At 70.3% G+C, this 15,168-nt stretch carries 16 protein-coding genes; 5 read left to right on the top strand and 11 right to left on the bottom strand.

The features are described from left to right. The first annotated feature begins 201 nt into the window (after positions 1-201). Genes ACPYN5_RS05105 through ACPYN5_RS05090 form a run of 4 tightly spaced genes read left to right on the top strand, consistent with a single transcriptional unit; the run spans position 202 to position 2,817 of the window. On the top strand, positions 202-858 hold the full coding sequence (locus ACPYN5_RS05105) for a hypothetical protein (RefSeq protein ID WP_424447902.1): 657 nt from the start codon (positions 202-204) through the stop codon (positions 856-858). Further along, on the top strand, positions 855-1,154 hold the full coding sequence (locus ACPYN5_RS05100) for a transcriptional regulator (protein WP_071918345.1): 300 nt from the start codon (positions 855-857) through the stop codon (positions 1,152-1,154). Before ACPYN5_RS05105 ends, ACPYN5_RS05100 begins: the two co-directional genes overlap by 4 nt. Beyond that, the gene (locus tag ACPYN5_RS05095; protein WP_424447901.1) at positions 1,151-2,065 is read left to right on the top strand and encodes an ABC transporter ATP-binding protein; all 915 of its coding nucleotides are present in this window, start codon (positions 1,151-1,153) and stop codon (positions 2,063-2,065) included. The genes ACPYN5_RS05100 and ACPYN5_RS05095 overlap by 4 nt, the downstream gene beginning before the upstream one ends. Continuing rightward, complete coding sequence (locus tag ACPYN5_RS05090) at positions 2,065-2,817, top strand: ABC transporter permease (RefSeq protein ID WP_424447900.1); 753 nt, start codon at positions 2,065-2,067, stop codon at positions 2,815-2,817. The genes ACPYN5_RS05095 and ACPYN5_RS05090 overlap by 1 nt, the downstream gene beginning before the upstream one ends. 42 nt (positions 2,818-2,859) lie before the next feature. On the opposite strand, the gene ACPYN5_RS05085 is transcribed toward ACPYN5_RS05090, so the two are convergent. Together ACPYN5_RS05085 and ACPYN5_RS05080 are read right to left on the bottom strand one after the other, a co-directional pair. Continuing rightward, positions 2,860-4,440, bottom strand: a complete 1,581-nt coding sequence (locus tag ACPYN5_RS05085) for a hypothetical protein (protein ID WP_424447899.1) — start codon at positions 4,438-4,440, stop codon at positions 2,860-2,862. Next, positions 4,422-5,225: an ABC transporter ATP-binding protein gene (locus ACPYN5_RS05080; RefSeq protein WP_424447898.1), complete on the bottom strand. Its 804-nt coding sequence runs from the start codon at positions 5,223-5,225 to the stop codon at positions 4,422-4,424. The genes ACPYN5_RS05085 and ACPYN5_RS05080 overlap by 19 nt, the downstream gene beginning before the upstream one ends. A 59-nt stretch (positions 5,226-5,284) precedes the next feature. On the opposite strand from ACPYN5_RS05080, the gene ACPYN5_RS05075 reads away from it, so the two are divergent. Continuing rightward, a complete protein-coding gene (locus tag ACPYN5_RS05075; RefSeq protein WP_424447897.1) occupies positions 5,285-6,409 on the top strand; it encodes an AAA family ATPase in 1,125 nt (374 codons plus the stop codon). A 103-nt stretch (positions 6,410-6,512) separates the two neighbouring features. Here ACPYN5_RS05075 and pheT read toward each other — a convergent pair whose 3' ends face one another. The 9 genes from pheT to rpmI form a co-directional block, all read right to left on the bottom strand. Continuing rightward, a complete protein-coding gene (gene pheT / locus ACPYN5_RS05070; protein ID WP_424447896.1) occupies positions 6,513-9,032 on the bottom strand; it encodes a phenylalanine--tRNA ligase subunit beta in 2,520 nt (839 codons plus the stop codon). Beyond that, positions 9,032-10,072: a phenylalanine--tRNA ligase subunit alpha gene (gene pheS / locus ACPYN5_RS05065; RefSeq protein WP_424447895.1), complete on the bottom strand. Its 1,041-nt coding sequence runs from the start codon at positions 10,070-10,072 to the stop codon at positions 9,032-9,034. The genes pheT and pheS overlap by 1 nt, the downstream gene beginning before the upstream one ends. 72 nt (positions 10,073-10,144) lie before the next feature. Next, positions 10,145-11,083 (bottom strand): amino acid ABC transporter permease, encoded by a 939-nt coding sequence (locus ACPYN5_RS05060; protein WP_424447894.1) that lies wholly within the window; start codon positions 11,081-11,083, stop codon positions 10,145-10,147. Continuing rightward, the gene (locus tag ACPYN5_RS05055) at positions 11,080-11,727 is read right to left on the bottom strand and encodes an amino acid ABC transporter permease (protein ID WP_424447893.1); all 648 of its coding nucleotides are present in this window, start codon (positions 11,725-11,727) and stop codon (positions 11,080-11,082) included. The genes ACPYN5_RS05060 and ACPYN5_RS05055 overlap by 4 nt, the downstream gene beginning before the upstream one ends. Positions 11,728-11,797: 70 nt before the next feature. Then, entirely contained in the window at positions 11,798-12,706 is a 909-nt protein-coding gene (locus ACPYN5_RS05050) for a glutamate ABC transporter substrate-binding protein (protein ID WP_424447892.1), read from the bottom strand. 55 nt (positions 12,707-12,761) lie between these two features. Then, positions 12,762-13,553, bottom strand: coding sequence for an amino acid ABC transporter ATP-binding protein (locus ACPYN5_RS05045; protein WP_424447891.1), 792 nt, complete (start codon positions 13,551-13,553; stop codon positions 12,762-12,764). A gap of 109 nt (positions 13,554-13,662) precedes the next feature. Next, positions 13,663-14,460, bottom strand: a complete 798-nt coding sequence (locus ACPYN5_RS05040) for a TrmH family RNA methyltransferase (RefSeq protein ID WP_424447890.1) — start codon at positions 14,458-14,460, stop codon at positions 13,663-13,665. A gap of 78 nt (positions 14,461-14,538) precedes the next feature. Further along, entirely contained in the window at positions 14,539-14,919 is a 381-nt protein-coding gene (gene rplT, locus ACPYN5_RS05035) for a 50S ribosomal protein L20 (RefSeq protein WP_023951735.1), read from the bottom strand. Between the two features lie 32 nt (positions 14,920-14,951). Continuing rightward, the gene (rpmI, locus tag ACPYN5_RS05030) at positions 14,952-15,146 is read right to left on the bottom strand and encodes a 50S ribosomal protein L35 (protein WP_005048908.1); all 195 of its coding nucleotides are present in this window, start codon (positions 15,144-15,146) and stop codon (positions 14,952-14,954) included. Between the last annotated feature and the right edge of the window lie 22 nt (positions 15,147-15,168).

Raw genomic sequence — 15,168 nt, 5'->3', positions numbered from 1 at the left:
CGAGGACATGCGCCGACAGTAGCGCTCGCTCGCGGCATCCGCCAAATCCCGTCCGGGCGGCGCGCGGCGTGGGGCGCAGTTGCGCCTGTCGAGCGCGCTTCGAAGTGCGCCTATCCCGCCGAAGTGCGCCCAATGCGGCGAGGCGACGGCAGCGGGGATGCCGGGTTGACGGCTGTTGGTTTGCGGTGCAAAGTGGTTTGCATGGAGCACGATTCACTGGATGACGAGCAGCAGGCCGACCCGGCGGCGATGCTCGCCCTCATGCAGGACCAGCGCCGGCGCACCGCGCACTGGCTCAACCGCAACTACGCGGTGATGCTCATCACCTGGGCGGCGGCGTGGATCGTGGGGTTCGGAGCCATCTGGAGCGCAGCGGCCGGCGGTGGGAATCCGTGGTTCCGCATCCCGACGACCCCCGCGTGGATCGTCTTCGGGGTCGTGCTCATCACCGGGATCGTGGCGTCGGCTGTCGCCGGCATCCGCTCCGGTGCCGGGGTCCGCGGACCGTCGCGCCTGGCCGGAGCCATGTACGGCTGGGCGTGGTCGCTGTCGATGTTCGGCGCCGGACTCCTCGTCGGCGCGGTGCAGCGCACGGGCGCGGATGCCGCCCTGATGGCGGTGCTCTCCCCCGCGATCTTCGTCCTGTTGGTCGGCGTGCTCTACCTCGCCGGCGGGGCGCTCTGGCGCTCGCCCGTCCAGTACGCGCTCGGCGTCGTCATGATCGCCACCGCGATCGTCGCGTCGTACGCGGGCTCCCCCACCAACTACCTCGTCTACGCGACCGTCGGGCCGCTCGCCATGCTCGTCGTCGCGACCCTGATGCTGCGCGGCGTCATCCCGGCGGAAGGCAGCCGATGACCGAGCTCGACCCGGTGATCCACGCCCCCGCGCGCCTGCGCATCGTGACGGCATTGAACGAGGCTCTCGCCGACGGCGACGAAGTGACCTTTCCCGTGCTGCAGAAACTGCTCGGGATGACCGCGGGCAACCTCACCACCCACCTCGCGAAGCTCGAGGCGGCGGGATACGTCGAGACCGCCAAGGCCTTCGCGGGCCGGAAGCCCGTGACCTACGTCGCGCTGACGCCCGCCGGGCGTGCCGCGTTCCGCACCTATCGCACGCACCTGCTCGATCTCCTCGGAGGAGGATCATGACCGCCCTCATCAGCACCCGCGACCTCGTGAAGCGTTTCGGCGACGTGACCGCGCTGGCCGGAGTCACCCTCGACATCCACGCCGGCGAATGCGTCGGGCTGCTGGGCCCGAACGGCGCCGGCAAGACGACCCTGCTCTCGCTCGTCGAGGGCCTGCGAGCGCCGACGAGCGGCGAGGTGCGCCTGTTCGGCGGCGACCCGCGCGCCGCATCCTCCCGCGTGCGGCTCGGCTCGATGCCCCAGGCGACGGCGCTGCCCGACGCCCTGCGCGTGGGCGAGGTCCTCGATCTCGTCGCTGCGCACTACCCGCATCCCGCGCCCCGCAGCCGCATCGTCGACGAGTTCGATCTCGGCCCACTGCTGCGCCAGCAATGCGGCGCACTGTCGGGCGGCCAACAACGCCGTGTCGCCGTTGCGCTGGCATTCGTCGGCGATCCCGACCTCGTGCTGCTCGACGAGCCGACGACCGGTCTCGATGTCGACGCCCGACGAGCCCTCTGGGATGCCGTCCGCGCCCGGCACGCCGCCGGATGCGCCGTGGTCGTCACGAGCCACCACCTCGAAGAGATCGAGCAGCTCGCCCACCGCGTCGTCGTCATCGACGACGGCCTCGTGCGCACCGACGACTCGCTCGCGGCCGTCGTATCGAACGTCTCGCGTCGCCGCGTCACCCTGCGCGGTGTCTCGGCAGACGACATCCGGCGCCTCGACCCCGAGGCATCCGTCACCGCCGCGGATGACACCGCCGCGGGCACCACCGTCACCGCCGTCGTCGGCGACTCCGACGCTCTCGTCCGCTCGCTCGTCGCCGCCGGTCTCCCCTTCGCCGACCTCACGGTGCGCGGGGCGACCCTCGAAGAGGCGTTCCTCGCCCTGACCTCCACCTCCGCACACACCGACAAGGCCGCCTGATGTCCACGCTCTCGCTCACTCTCACCACGACCAAGTACAACCTCGTCGAGACCGCACGGGTTCCGATCGCCGTCATCGGGTCGGTCGTCTTCCCCACTCTCGCGTTCTGCCTCTTCGTGCTGCCGCAGGGGGCGGTCGTGGCCGACAGCACCGTCGCGACGGCCGCCGTCTGCTCGATGGTGGTGTTCGCCTTCATGTCGTCGGGCCTGTTCTCCGTCGGCCTCGAGCTCGCCGAGCAACGCTCGAAGCCGTGGACGCCGTACCTGCGTACGCTCCCCGGAAACCCGCTCGCCCGCATCGGCGCCCTCATCCTCGCGACCCTCGCGATCGCGACCGTCGCGATGCTGCCGCTGCTCGTCGTCGGCGGGATCTTCACGAGCGCGCGCCCCGAACCGCTCCGGCTGCTCGCGGCCATCGTGCTCGTGATCGCGACGGCGCTGCCACCGATGCTCATCGGCGCGATCATCGGTCTCACGACGGGCCCGAAGGCCGCCATCGCCGTCACGCAGGTCGCGCTGTTCCTGCTGGCTTTCGGGGGCGGTCTGTTCCTGCCCCCGCAGCTGTTCCCCGCGTGGCTCGACACCGCATCGTCGACTCTGCCCATCCGTCAGGCCCGAGAGATCGTGGTCGGCGTCGCGACGGGATCCGAGGTGCCGCTGTGGGCGGTGCTCGGCGTCATCGCGTGGACGGTCGTGCTGGGAGCCCTCGTCGTGTGGCGGTACCGACGCGACGAGGGCCGCCGCTACCGATGATCGGTCCGGCTGCCCTCTGTGGGCAGGCCGGTCGTCGCCCGATCAGGTCGGGAACGACTTGATGCGCACGAGCAGGTCGGGCCCCGAGCGCTCGAGGGTGCGGCCTCCGATGAAGACGCCGGCGACCATGACGGCACCGCCGAAGAGGATGCCGGCGGCGAGCGCGACCCAGCCCCACATCTGCTCACCCGTCACCGCGTTCACGATCGCCGGCACGATCGCCGGAAGCGAGAGCACGACGACGGCCGCCCAGACGACGAAGACCAGGAGTCCGACGATCGAGTTCTGACCCGGGGTGCTCTTGAACGGGCTGTCGCCGGGTGCGGGCACCGGGGTGACGATGAGAGCCGACGACACGGCGCACACGCCGTAGCCGGCCAGCAGCACGCCGAGCGCCGCGCCGAGGACGGCGGGCAGGTGGGCGGTGTCGCCCGACAGCACGGACGTCGCGATCGTGAGCAGCAGGATGAGCGGGATGCCGACGCACGCGGCCCCGAGAAGCCGGCCGAGTCGGTCGGCGCGTCCGGAGATCCCGGTGGCGAGCGTCGTGCCGAAGGCCGTGCCGTCGAACGAGACGTCGGCGTACCCCACCGCCGCCATGACGAGTGCGGCGAGGACGGGCGAGACGAGGAACATGAACCCGTCGGTGCCACCGGTGAAAGCGAAGAGCACGGGGAACAGCGGGATGACGATGAGCTGGCGCAGATAGCGCGGGTCGCGCAGCCATCCCGAGAGCGACCGCGCCCAGGTCGCGCCGACACCGCCCGTGGGCATGACGCCGAACAGCCCGAGCTTGCCGGCCGCGACGGTGCGGGTGGCGCGCTGCCGCGGCGACGAGACCGCCGTCTCGATGACGCGGTCCCAGACGATCCAGAGCACCACGAGGGTCGCGACCGCGATTCCGGCGCTCGCGAGCGCCGGCATCCACTCCCCCGCGGCGACGCTCGGCGCCACCGCCCACGCCGCTCCCAGCGGAGTCCACGCGAGGATGCCGGCGGCCTGCTGCAGCCGCGTCCACAGGTCGCCGCCCGCCTGGTCGAGCAGCGCGGCGATACCGGTGAGGATCGGGCCGGTCATGATCAGCACGACGAGCACCACGGTGCCGATGATCTCGCGCGAACGACGTCCGCCCATCCCTCCCGAGAGCTCACCCATGAGCCGGGAGGCCAGCACGCAGGTGAGCACTCCGAGCAGCACGGTCGGCACGGCCACGACTGCAGCAAGCGGCCACCGCACCCAGACGATGAGGGTCGCCAGTGCCGCGACCGTCGTCACGATCCCGGGGATGCCGGTGATGCCGGCGCCGGCGAGCGCGAGCATGACCTGTCGGCGGGTGAGGGGGAACGGCGCGAGGCGCACGGCGTCGACGGTGCTGTCGAGCCCCGCGACGATGATCGGGCCGACGAGCCAGCCGAGGACCAGCAGCGAGCCGCCGAGGACGGCCACGACGGTGGCGGCCTCGATGTTCGCGAAGACCGAGAGGGCGACGAAGCCGGCGACGAGGCCGCCGAGGATGCCGAGACCCCACAGCGACCCGAGGATGAACCCGACGAGCTGCCAGGGGCGCCGCGCCAGCGTGTTGCCGAGGACGCGATAACGCAGCTTCAGGACTGTCGCAACCACTGCGGCCCCTCCGACTGGTGGCGTCCGCCGACGAGCGAGACGAAGCGATCCTGCAGGCTCTCGCCGGCCCGGACCTCGTCGATCGTGCCGGCGGCGAGGACGCGGCCCGCGGCGATGACGGCGACGTGGTCGCACATGCGCTGGACGAGGTCCATCGAGTGGCTCGAGACGATGACCGAGCCGCCCGAGGTCGTGTAGCTGCGCAGGACGTCCTCGATGTTGGCCGCCGAGACCGGGTCGACCGACTCGAACGGCTCGTCGAGTACGAGCAGGCGCGGCGCGTGCACGAGGGCGCACGCGAGCGCGACCTTCTTGGTCATACCGGCCGAGTAGTCGGCGACGATCGTGCCGGCCGCTCCGCGCAGGTCCATGAGGTCGAGCAGGTCGGAGACGCGCGGGGCGATCTCGGGGCGCGGCAGCCCGAACATCATGGCCGTGTAGGTGATGAGCTGCTCCCCCGTCAGGCGGTCGAAGAGGCGCACACCGTCGGCGAGATTGCCGATGGTGCGCTTGGCCGCGACCGGGTCGCGCCACACGTCGATCCCGTGCACGCGGGCCGTGCCCGCATCCGGGCGCAGCAGGCCCGTGGCCATCGACAGGGTCGTGGTCTTGCCCGCGCCGTTCGGACCGACGAGACCGTAGAACGAGCCGGCGGGAACGACGAGGTCGATGCCGTCGACGGCCGTCTTCTGGCCGAACCGCTTGACCAGTCCGGTCAGCTCGAGGGCGGGGGCGGTGGTGGCCGCCGCGGACGATGGGGTCACGCTGGCTGGGATCTCGCTCACGGCCCCGACCCTATCGGCAAGTGCCCCGCGGTGTCGGACGGGGCTGCCAGAGTGGGGGGATGCTGCGCACTCTGGCCGTCTCGGGATACCGCTCACTGCGCGACCTGGTCGTACCGCTCGGCGACCTCACCGTCGTCACCGGGCCAAATGGCTCGGGGAAGTCGAATCTGTACCGCGCGCTGCGCCTGCTGTCCGCGGCCGCGCAGGGCGACATCGTCGGAGCGCTGGCCCGCGAGGGCGGCCTGCCGTCGGTGCTCTGGGCGGGCCCGGAGAACGGGGGCGGCCAGGGCACCGTCCGCCGCGGGCCGATCGCGGTCCAGCTCGGATACGCATCCGACGAGCTGGGCTACCTCATCGACCTCGGCATCCCCCAGGGCGACCAGACGAGCCCGTTCGCTCGCGACCCCGAGATCAAACGCGAGCAGGTCTTCGCGGGGCACGTCGCCAAGCCCGCGACGCTGATCATCGACCGCACGCGCCAGCTCACCCGCGTGCGCGATGACTCGTGGACGATGCTCGACCAGCAGCTCGCCCCCTACGAGAGCATCGTCACCGACCTCGCCGACGGCGACACGGCCCCCGAACTGCTCACCCTGCGGCGAGCGATGACCGCGTGGCGCTTCTACGATCACTTCCGCGTCGACTTCGACGCGCCGGCGCGGCTCCCGCAGGTCGGCACGCGCAGCCACACTCTGGCGCACGACGGAGCGAACCTCGCCGCGACGTGGGCCACGATCGTCGACGCGGGGCATGGCGCCGCCCTCGCCCGGGCGGTCGACGAGGCGTTCCCGGGCAGCCGCGTCCGGGTCGTCACCACCGACGGGCTCTTCCGCCTGACGATCGAGCAACCGGGGCTCCTGCGTCCCCTCGACGCAGCCGAGCTGTCCGACGGCACTCTGCGCTACCTGCTGCTGTGCGCGGCGCTGCTTCCCGCCCGCCCCGCGCCGCTGCTCGTGCTCAACGAGCCCGAGGCGAGTCTGCATCCCTCGCTCCTCGCGCCGTTGGCGTCGCTCGTGCGCGCAGCATCCGAGCGCACCCAGGTCATCACCGTGTCGCACGCCGACGCTCTCGTCGATGCGCTGCCCGAGCCCTCCCGCGTCGAGCTGCAGCGGTCGGAGGCCGAGACGATGGTCCGGGGGCAAGGGTTCCTCGACGTGCCCGCCTGGAACTGGGGCTCGCGCTGAGCCGAGGTGCCCCGAGCGCGCGTGGGGCGCAGTTCCCGACGTGAAGCGCAGGTGTTTCTGCGCTCGACATCCGGAACTGCGCCCGAGAAGCGGGACCCGCTGATCAGTCGCGGATGACGGCCCCGAAGCGCTCTGCGGCGACGGCGACGCCCGCGAGCTTCGCTTCGCTGGCCTCCGCCGCCGTCAGGGTGCGGTCATCGGCGCGGAAGCGCAGTGCGAACGTCAGGCTCTTCGCCCCCTCCGGCACGCCGGCACCACGGTAGTCGTCGACGAGACGGAGCGACTCGAGCAGGTCGCCCGCGCCCTCCGACAGCGCCGAGGCGAGAACGCCCGCCGTGACCTCCGCCGGCACGACCAACGAGACGTCCTGCGTGGCTGCGGGGTAGCCCGACAGCGACGCGACGACGACGCGGTTCCCGGCATCCGAGAGGATCGCATCCAGATCGAGTTCCGCGACGAGCACGCGCCCCGACAGGTCTGCCGCGGCCGACACCTCGGGATGCAGCTCCCCGGCGTAACCGACTTCGACGCCGCCGACCGTGAGAGCGGCGGCGCGTCCGGGATGCAGCGCCGCGCGGCGCGTCTGCGAGATCTCGATCTCGACGCCCGCGGCCGAGCCGATCGCGGCGATGGCGGCGAAGACGTCGCTGAGATCGGCTGCGACGGCAGCGTGCCCCGGCGTCTTCGGCGCGATGTTCCCGGCGACGAGCACCGCGACGTGACGCGGCTGGGGCGGGATCGACGCGTGGAGCCCGGCGAGGGCGGCCTCGTCGGGACGCGCGGCCAGAGGCGGCACGGTCGCGGTGCCGTACTGCACGCCCGGCTCGGGCAGGAACACAGCGCCCACCTCGAACAGCGCGAGGTCGGTCAGCCCGCGCGAGACATTGCGGTGCGCGACCTGCAGCAGTCCCGGCACGAGCGAGCGGCGCAGGTACGGCGCCTGCCCGTCGAGCGGGTTCGCGATCTTCACCGAGGGCAGTTCCTCCCCCGACGCCGAACCGTGCAGCTCATTGCGCTCACGCGTCGTGAAGGGGAACGACGGCGTCTCGACGAAACCGGCGGCCGCCAGGGCGTTGGCCACGCGGCGTCGCCCCTTCTGCGCATCGGTCAGGCCGCGTCCGGAGGGGGCCGTCGGCAGCACCGACGGCACGCGGTCGAGCCCGTGGATGCGGGCGACCTCCTCGGCGAGGGTCCACTTGTCGGTAAGGTCGGGGCGCCACGACGGCGGGATGACCTCCCAGCCGGCATCCGTCTCCGACACCTCGGCACCGATCGTCTCGAGCGCCGCGACGACCTCCTCGGCCGAATAGTCGATGCCGATCAGGCCCGCGACGAACCCGCGCGGCAGGTCGATCGCCTCGAGGAACACCTCGCTGAACAGCGCGCCGCCGACCGGCTCGAGTGCGCCTCCGGCGAGCTCGACCATGAGGTCAGCGACCCGCCGTGCGGCCACGAAGGGCAGCAGCGGGTCGACGCCGCGCTCGAACCGGCGCGACGCCTCGCTGGGCAGCTTGTGGCGGCGAGCGGTGCGCGCGATGGTCACCGTGTCGAAGACGGCCGCCTCGATGAGGACGTTGCGGGTGGCGTCGGTCATCTCGGTCGTGCCGCCGCCCATGACGCCGGCGAGCCCGATCGGACCCGACTCGTCGGTGATGAGCAGGTCTTCGCCGTCGAGCGTGCGCTCCTTGCCGTCGAGCGTCGTCAGCTTCTCGCCCGGGGTCGCCCGACGCACCGTGATGCCGCCGGTGAGCTTGTCGAGGTCGTAGCCGTGGATCGGGTTGCCGAGCTCGAGCATCACGTAGTTGGTGATGTCGATCAGGATGCCGAGCGAACGGATGCCGGCAAGCGTCAGCCGCGCCACCATCCAGGGCGGCGTGGGACGCGAGGGGTCGACCCCCGACACGACGCGGACGGCGAACTCGGTCGCGCCGACGCGTCCGCGAATGGGCGCCCGGTCGTCGACGACGACGTCGAACCCGGTCGCCGGCTGCTCGAGCTCGTCGAAGTCGCGCAGTGCCGGGTCACGGAAGGCGGCACCGGTGGCGTGCGAGTACTCGCGGGCGATCCCCCGCACCGACAGGGCGTAACCGCGGTCGGGCGTGACGTTGACATCGATCGCTGCGTCGTCGAGCCCGAGCAGCGCGATGGCGTCGGCGCCGACCGGCGCGTCCTCATCGCTGTCGAGGCCCAGCTCGGTCAGGCGCAGGATGCCCGAGTGCTCGTCGCCGAGGCCCAGCTCCTTCGCCGAGGCGATCATCCCGTCGGACACGTGACCGTAGGTCTTTCGCGCCGCGATGGGGAACGGCCCCGGCAGCACGGCGCCCGGAAGCGTCACGACGACCTTGTCGCCCTCGAAGAAGTTGCCGGCTCCGCACACGATGCCGCGGACGCCGCCGTGGGCCTCGCCCACGTCAACCTGGCACCAGCGGATCGTCTTGCCGTTGGACTGGGGCTCGGGCTCGAACGACACCACGCGGCCGACGACGATCGGACCCGTCAGGTCAAAGCCGTGGACGTCCTCTTCCTCGAAGCCGACCGTCACCAGCGCCGCGAGGATGTCTTCGGGTGCGGCATCCGCCGGCACATCGACGTACTCACGCAGCCACGAGAGCGGAACGCGCATCAGACCACCATCCCGAACTGCTCGCTGAAACGGACATCGCCCTCGGCCATATCGCGCATGTCTTTCACGTCGGAGCGGAACATCAGCGTCCGCTCGATCCCCATGCCGAAGGCGAACCCGGAGTAGACCTCGGGGTCGATGCCCGCGGCGCGGAGCACGTTGGGGTTCACCATGCCGCAGCCGCCCCACTCGATCCAGCGTGCGCCGCCGGCGAACGTCGGGTGCCACAGATCGAGCTCGGCGCTCGGCTCGGTGAACGGGAAGTAGTTGGTGCGGAACCGCGTCTTCGCCTCGGGTCCGAACAGCTCGCGGGCCGCGTGGTCGAGCGTGCCCTTGAGGTGGGCCATCGTGATGCCCTTGTCGACGACGAGGCCTTCGAACTGAGTGAACACCGGCAGGTGCGTCGCGTCGTACTCGTCGGTGCGGAACACCCGGCCGGGCGACAGCACGTAGATCGGGATGTCACGCTCGAGCATCGACCGCATCTGCACCGGGCTCGTCTGCGTGCGCATGACGAGGTGGCGGGCGACGGGATCGACGAAGAACGTGTCCTGCATCTGGCGTGCGGGGTGGTCGACGTCGAAGTTCAGCGCGTCGAAGTTGAACCACTCGTGCTCGAGCTCGGGCCCTTCGGCGATCTCCCAGCCCATCCCGACGAAGAGGTCGGCGACCTCTTCCTGCAGGAGCGAGATCGGATGCCGCGCACCGACGCGTCCGCGTGGCGCGATCGCGGTGACATCCAGCGCCTCCGCCTCGAGCTTCGCGGCGGTCTCGGCGGCGGCGAGCTCCTCCTCGCGGGCGGCGAGAGCCTGCGTGACGCGACCCCGGGCCTGCCCGACGAGCTTGCCGAACTCGGCCTTCTTCTCGTTCGGGACCGACCGCAGCTGGGCGTTCAAGCGCGCGAGCGGCGACCCTTCGGCGGTGTGGGCGTTGCGGGCGGACTTGAGCTCGGCGGTGGAGGCGGCGTCGGCGATGGCGGCGAGGGCCGCATCCACCGCCGCGGCGACCGCGTCAGGGGTGATCTCGGGTGCGTCGGACACGGGAGTCGAGTCTACCGGCGACGGGCCCCTCCGCTTTCGCGTGAGGGGCCCGTCGGAGTGGATGCCGGAGCGTCAGGCGCCGCCTGAACTGTTGGAGTCGTACTTCCCGATCCCCTTCTGCATGGCGATGAGCTCGGTGTCGGTGGTCGGCTGGACCGGGTGGTGGAGCGGGTCGACCGCAGCCGCACCGCCTCCGGTGGTGCCGGTCGTTCGCGGCGACCGCGACAGCCGCTTCTCGAGGAAGTTCGCGAACCACGACAGCAGCAGGCACATCACGATGTAGATCGCACCGATGACGATGCCGGCCTGCAGGATCGGACGCCCGGGCTGCGAGGTGAGCTGCTTGGCGTAGTAGAGCAGTTCGGGGTACGTGATGATGAAGCCGAGCGCGGTGTCCTTGAGCGTCACGACGAGCTGGGCGACGATGACGGGCAGCATGGCGCGCACCGCCTGCGGCAGCAGGATGAGGCGCATGACGCCGCTCTTGCGCAGACCGATCGCGTAGCCGGCCTCTTTCTGGCCCCGCGGCAGCGACTCGATACCGGCGCGCAGCGCCTCCGCGAGCACGGAGCCGTTGTAGGCGACGAGCGCGATGACGACCGCCCAGTACGGCTCCATGCGGATGCCGAGCGTGGGCAGGCCGTAGTACATGAGCATCATGAAGACGAGCACCGGCACGGCGCGGAACGCTTCGATCACGACGCCGAACGGCACGCGCACCCACGCGTGGTCCGACAAGCGGCCGATCGCGAGGACGAAGCCCAGGACGAGCGACCCGACGGCGGCGAGACCGAAGGCGGCGAGCGTGTTGCCGAGCGCCCTCAGGATGCCGAGCCACACGTTGCCGAAGCTGAAGACGTACCACTTCTCGGCGGAGAACTGGCCGCTGACGGCGAAGCGGTAGACGACGAAGCCGATCGCGGCGGCGACGAGGAGAACGGTGACGACGCCGAGGATGCGGTTGCGCGTGATCGCGCGCGGACCCGGGACGTCGTACAGGACGGAAGTCATCGAGCGATCCTCCACTTGTTCTCGAGTCGTCGCTGCACCGCGCTGAGGAGCAGCACCAGGACGACGAAGACCAGGGCCACCCAGAGAAGCACGATGAGGGCGTTCTCGCCGCGCTCGCTGAGGTTGGAGCGGATGACGCCGAGCTCGGCGACGGAGAAGCCGGCGGCGACCGTCGTGTTCTTGAGCAGGGCGATGAACACGCTCATCATGGGCGGCACGACCGAACGGAAGGCCTGCGGCATGATGACCAGCGTCATCACCTGGCCGAAGGTGAGCCCGATCGCACGAGCAGCCTCGGCCTGGCCGACCGGGACGGTGTTGATGCCGGCGCGGATCACCTCGGCGACGTAGGTCGCGGTGTAGATGCCGAGCGCCCAGATCCCCAGGACGGTGAAGCCGGGGTTCGGGAGGTCGAGCTGGGGGTAGCCGAACGCGAAGAAGAAGAAGACCAGCGTCAGCGGGGTGTTGCGAATGGTGTTGACGTAGAGCGTGCCGAAGGCCCGGGCCACCGGGATCGGCGACACACGCATCGCGCCGACGAGGGTGCCGAGGACGAGGGCGATCGCCCCTCCGGCGAAGAACAGCAACAAGGTGTTGCCGAGCGCCTCGCCCCATAGGTCGAGGTTGTCGGTGATGACGCCCACATGGTCTCCTTGGCTGGTGCGGGGCGGGGGCGCGTGCGCCCCCGCCCCGTGGTCATGGTGTCAGTGCGACTCAGTACGCGTCGACCGCGGGCTGCTCGACCGTGATCCCGGACTCGCCGAGGTTCTTGTCGAAGATGCCCTGCCAGACATCGCCGCCGTCGGTCAGCAGCTCGTTGATGTGAGCGCGGAGCGCGTCGTCGCCCTTCCGCAGGCCGACGCCGTACTTCTCCTCGCTGAAGGGCTCGCCGACGACCTTGATGTCGTCCGGGTACTGCGCGGCGTAGCCGATCAGGATCGCCTGGTCGGTGGTGACTGCGTCGACGGTGCCATTGATGAGCGCGTCGACACAAGCCGAGTAGAGGTCGAACTCCTCGGTCGGAACCTCGGGGTAGTTCGCCTTGATGTTCTGGATCGGGGTCGAACCCGTCGCCGAGCACACGCGGGTGTCGGCGTTGAGGTCTTCCTCGCCGGCGATCTCGCTGTCGGCGGCGACGAGCAGGCCCTGACCGGTGATGAAGTACGGGCCGGCGAAGTCGATCTGCTGCTTGCGCGCGTCGTTGATCGAGTAGGTGCCGACGTAGTAGTCGACGTCGCCGTTGACGATCGCCTGCTCGCGGTTCGCCGACGCGATCGCCTTGAACTCGATCTTGTCCTCGTCGTAGCCGAGCGATGCGGCGATCCAGCGGGCGATGTCGACGTCGAAGCCGGTGCGCTCGTTCGTCGTGGCGTCGAGGAAGCCGAGACCGGGCTGGTCCTCCTTCACGCCGACGATGACCTTGTCGCGTCCTTCGATCGCCTCGAACGTCGGGCTGCCCTCGAGCGAGACGTCGGAAGCGACCTCCCACAGCGCTGCGTCGCTGGCGTCGTCGCCGCCGGCGCTGGCGCCGGGCGAGGTGGGCGAGCCGCTGTTGCAGCCGGTCAGAGCGATCGCAGCGATGGCGACACCGGCGAAGGCGCCGGTGATTCGTGTCTTGCGCATGTGGTCCTCCTGGTTGGGGTCATCCGCGCCCGGTGCAGGGCGCGGAAGGGGGTTCTCAGTGGGTGATGAGCTTGGAGAGGAAGTCCTTGGCACGGTCGCTTCGCGGCGCCGTGAAGAACTGTTCGGGAACGGCCTCTTCCACGATCTGGCCGTCGGCCATGAAGACGACGCGGTCGGCGGCCTTGCGCGCGAATCCCATCTCGTGGGTGACGACGATCATCGTCATGCCGTCCTGGGCGAGGCCGACCATGACGTCGAGCACCTCGTTGATCATCTCGGGGTCGAGCGCGCTCGTGGGCTCGTCGAAGAGCATGACCTTCGGCTTCATGGCGAGCGCTCGCGCGATCGCGACGCGCTGCTGCTGGCCACCCGAGAGCTGCGCGGGCAGCTTGTCGGCCTGGTGACCCACGCCGACGCGGTCGAGCAGCTCACGGGCGAGCTTCTCGGCCTCGGCCTTCTTCATGCCCTTGACCTTGATCGGTCCGAGCGTGACGTTCTCGAGGATCGTGAGATGCGCGAAGAGGTTGAACGACTGGAAGACCATCCCGACGTCGGCGCGCAGCGCCGCGAGCGCCTTGCCCTCGGACGGGAGCTTCTCGCCGTCGATCGAGATCGAGCCCTCGGTGATCGTCTCGAGACGGTTGATGGTGCGACACAGCGTGGACTTGCCCGAACCGGAGGGCCCGATGACCACGACCACCTCGCCGCGGTTGACCGTCAGGTCGATGTCCTTGAGGGCCTGGAACGAGCCGTAGTGCTTCTGCACGCCCTCGATCACCACGAGCGGGTCGCCGCGGCGCACCGAGATGTTCGACGTCGGAGGCGCCGGGTTTTCGGGAGTCGTCATAAGAAGTCACACTAAGACGGCTCCCCCACCGCCCACAGCCAGGAACGCGTCGAGTCACCGATCTGTAACAGAATCGGAATACACGGCCCGACGCCGTGCGTCTCTCCGCTCAGCCGGCGCGCTGCGCGAAGGCGGTCTCGTAGAGGCAGACGCTCGCCGCCGTCGCGAGATTGAGCGACTCGGCGGCGCCGTAGATCGGCAGCCTCAGGGCGAGGTCGGCGCGGTCCAGCGCCTCGTCGTCGAGTCCGCGCGCCTCGTTGCCGAACAGCCATGCGGTCGGCTCCGCGAGGGTCGCGCGGTGGTCCAGGAACTCCTGACCCTTCACGTCGGCGGCGACGACCCGCATCCCCGCCTCGTGCGCGCGCTCGATCGCCGTCTCGAGCTCGACGCCGACCGCGACGGGCAGGTGGAAGAGCGAGCCCGTGGTCGACCGGACGACCTTCGGGTTGTAGGGGTCGACCGTGCGTCCGGTGAGGACGATCGCGTCGGCACCGGCGGCATCCGCTGCTCGGATGATCGTGCCGAGATTGCCGGGGTCGCGCACTTCCTCGCAGATCGCCACGAGCCGCGGACCGGAAGCGAAGATGTCGCGGACGGATGTCGGCGACTGCCGCGCCACGGCGACGATCCCCTGCGGGGTGACCGTGTCGGCCATCGCCGCGAGCACAGCCTCGCTCGCGAAGAGGATGTCGAGTCCGGCGTCGTCGGCACTCGCACGCAGCTCGGGATGCCGCTCGAGGGCGCTCGGCGTCGCGAAGATCTCGACCAGCGTGTCGGGGCGGTACGCCAGTGCCTCGCGAGCCGCCTGCGGGCCCTCCAGCAGGAAGAGCCCGGTCTCCTGACGCGCGCTGCGCTTGGTCAGCTTGGCGACGGCGCGAACGCGGGGCGACCGGGGGTTCTCGAGCACGTTTTCAGCATACGGCGAAGGGGCGCCCTCCCTCGGGAGGACGCCCCTTCGTACGGTGCGTGGAACGCGAAGACCCGATCAGGCCTTGGGAGCGTTGACGTCGGCGGGCAGTGCGCCCTTCGCCGTCGCCACGAGCGACGCGAACACGGCGGGCTCGTTGACGGCGAGCTCGGCGAGCATGCGACGGTCGACCTGCACACCCGCGAGGCCGAGGCCCTGGATGAAGCGGTTGTACGTGATGCCGTTCTGACGGGCAGCGGCGTTGATGCGCTGGATCCACAGACGACGGAAGTCGCCCTTGCGCTTGCGACGGTCGCGGTACGCGTAGACGAGCGAGTGGGTGACCTGCTCCTTCGCCTTGCGGTACAGGCGCGAACGCTGTCCGCGGTAACCGGAGGCGCGCTCGAGGATGACGCGACGCTTCTTGTGGGCGTTTACTGCCCGCTTGACTCTAGCCATTTCGTTTGTTTCCTATTCGTGCGCAGCAGCGCTCAGATGCCGAGGAGCTTCTTGGCGACCTTCGCGTCGCCGGGAGCCAGGATCTTGTCGGCCGACAGGCGGCGCGTGCGCTTGGTGGGCTTGCCTTCGAAGTTGTGGCGGAGGTTCGCCTGCTGCTTCTTGATCTTTCCGCTGCCGGTGACCTTGAAGCGCTTCTTGGCACCCGAGTGGGTCTTCTGCTTCGGCATGTCTCTTCCTTCGTTGTGTATC

Source organism: Microbacterium arborescens (assembly GCF_049707515.1).
Classification (GTDB): Bacteria; Actinomycetota; Actinomycetes; order Actinomycetales; family Microbacteriaceae; genus Microbacterium; species Microbacterium arborescens_B.
Note: the sequence above shows the minus strand (reverse complement) of the source record. Positions and strands in the feature narration are given on the sequence as shown.